Raw genomic sequence first — 2,482 nt, 5'->3', positions numbered from 1 at the left:
GGGCAGGGGCGGGGGGCGTGCGGTGAATGCCACCGGCCTCGCCCTCGCGCTGAGCCTCGCCTCCTCACTGGCCTACGCCTCCGCGGCCGTCGCCCAGGAGCGGCTGGCCCGCACCTGCGGTGCCCGGACCGCCCGGACCCTGCTCGCCAACGGCGCCTGGTGGGGGTCAGCCTCGCTGAACGCCTTCGGCGCGTTGCTGCACGCCGCTGCCCTGCGCTACGGCCCGCTCACCCTGGTCCAGCCGTTGGGCGCCCTCACCCTGGTCGCCGCCATGCCGCTCGGCGCGCGGCGGGCCGGCCGCCGGGTCACCGTCACCGAGTGGCGCGGCACCCTGGCGACCGTGGCAGGGCTCGCCCTGCTGCTGCTCCCCGCCTCCGGGCCCGCCCCCGAGGACACCCTCACCCTCGCCGAGGCCCTCGCCGTCTCGGCGGCGACGACCGCCGTGATCCTGCTCCTGACCACCGCCCGGGCCACCCGCTCCGGGCTGCGCCACGCCACCGCCTCCGGCCTGGCCTCCGCCGTCGCCTCCGCCCTGACCCAGACCGTGGCCGTGGCCTTGGCTGCCGGACGGGACGGTTCGCTGTCCGCCCTCCGGGTGACCGGCGTCGGCCTGCTCGTCGTGTTCTTCGCCGTGGCCGGCCTGCTGCTGTCGCAGCGGGCGTACCGGGGTGGCCTCGGTGCACCCCTCGCCGTGGTGAACCTGGCCAATCCGCTCGCCGCGGCCGCCATCGGCATGGTGCTGCTCGGCGAACGGCTCCAGGGAGGGGCGACGGGCGTGCTCCTGTCCGTGGCCGGCGCCGCGGCAGCGGCCCGCGGGGTCCTGCTGCTGACCCGGACCCCGGCAGCTCCCGTACCGGCCGCGGCACCGGCCGCGGCACCGGACGCCGTACCGTCCGGCACAGCGTCCGCCGCTAAGACCGCCGTACGGACCCCGCTCCCCCACCTTCCCGTACAGACGCCCGCGCAACGGCCGGGGCCACGGCGCGGCACGCCGGTGCCGGCCGGTGCGGACGGGCCGGCTGCTACAGCAGGCTGATCAGGCCGTGGCCGTAGCCGTAGCCGTAGCCGTGGCCGTGGCCGTGCTGTCGTCGGAGGCGATGCCGAGGAATTCGGCGCCTTCGAAGGTGACGACCTCGCTGCTGCGGGGGAACATGGCCTGCTCGTACTCCGTGAGTGCGGCGTCGATGTCGTCGGGGTGCGCGGCTATGGCCTCGCCGAGTTCGGCGCCGTCGAGCATGGCGAGGTTGGCGCCTTCGCCGTTCGGGGCCGTCAGGTGGGCGGCGTCGCCGACCAGGGTCACCCCGGGCACCCGGTCCCACCGGTGCTCGGCCGGCAGGGCGAAGTGGGGGCGGAGGACCGGTGCGGTGTCGCTGTCGGTGATCAGAGCGGTGAGTTCCGGAGCCCAGCCCCGGAACTCCGCCGCGATCCGCGCGGTCGCCGCGGCGGGGTCGGTGAAGTCGACGGCGCCGAACCACTCCTGCGGCTCGGTCAGCGCAACATAGGCGTGCAGGGTGTCGCCGGTCTCGCGGTGGGCGAAGATCTCCCTGCCGGGCGAGGGCACGATCAGCATCCCGCCGCCGACGGCCTGCGCGGCGGCCGGGTGCCGGGTGTCGGCGTCGAAGAGGTAGGTCTCGACGACCGACGTGCCCGTGTACGCGGGTGTGGCGGTCGAGAGCAGCGGCCGCACCCGGGACCATGCGCCGTCCGCGCCGACCAGCAGGCCGGCGACGACGGTGGTGCCGTCGGCGAACCGCACCTCGTGGCGCCCCTCCCCCAGGGCTCGGGCACCGCTGACCTTGTGCCCCCACCGGACGGTGCCGGGCGGGAGCGAGTCGAGCAGGATCCGGCGCAGTTCGCCGCGCATCACTTCCGGGCGTCCGCCCGTACCGTCGTCGGCCTTGTCGAGGAGGACGGTGCCGTCCCGGTCGAGGACCCGCATCGCCTGGCGACCGTCCAGGACGATGGCGCGGAACTCGTCCATCAGGCCGGCTGCTGCGAGGGCGAGCTGTCCGTTGTAGTCGTGGATGTCGAGCATGCCGCCCTGCGTGCGCGCCGACGGGGAGGCATCGGCCTCGTAGACGGTGACCGGGATGCCGTGGACGTGCAGGACCCGGGCCAGGGTGAGTCCGCCGAGTCCGGCGCCGACGATCGTGACGGGGGTGGGCATGGTGGCTCCTTCGGAACGGGGCCGCCCGGTGAACTCCGGCCGGCCGTCCCTGGAACCGTGCCGGGCCGCGCTGACGGGCGACCGACGTCGCAGCGACGGGACCTGACAGATGCCCGACACGGCACCGACATCGGCACCGGGAGCGTCACCGACGCCCGGCCCGGCGCCGCCGCCGACACCGGTGCCGGTGCTGGTGCCGGTGCCGGTACCGGTGCCCCGGCCGCAGCGGCTGACGCCCAGAGCCGACGGGGGCCGTCTTGTAGGGTGCGGGAAGCCGGCCTGGGGTACGGGGGACGGCGGGACAGGGGGTTGGCG

At 75.8% G+C, this 2,482-nt stretch carries 2 protein-coding genes; one reads left to right on the top strand and one right to left on the bottom strand.

What is annotated here, in order from left to right; translation table 11 throughout:
* Positions 1-22: 22 nt before the first annotated feature.
* Positions 23-1,036, top strand: coding sequence for a DMT family transporter (locus tag EF918_RS34745; protein ID WP_125652846.1), 1,014 nt, complete (start codon positions 23-25; stop codon positions 1,034-1,036).
* On the opposite strand, the gene EF918_RS34740 is transcribed toward EF918_RS34745, so the two are convergent.
* Positions 1,037-2,167 carry an NAD(P)/FAD-dependent oxidoreductase gene (locus EF918_RS34740; RefSeq protein ID WP_125652845.1) on the bottom strand — a complete coding sequence of 377 codons (1,131 nt, stop codon included), beginning with the start codon at positions 2,165-2,167 and terminating at the stop codon, positions 1,037-1,039.
* Positions 2,168-2,482 lie beyond the last annotated feature (315 nt).

The sequence above is a fragment of the Streptomyces sp. WAC06614 genome (assembly GCF_003949795.1).
In the GTDB taxonomy this organism is placed as follows: domain Bacteria; phylum Actinomycetota; class Actinomycetes; order Streptomycetales; family Streptomycetaceae; genus Streptomyces.
The sequence above is the reverse complement of the archived record's forward strand: the minus strand, read 5'-3'. Positions and strand labels throughout refer to the sequence as shown.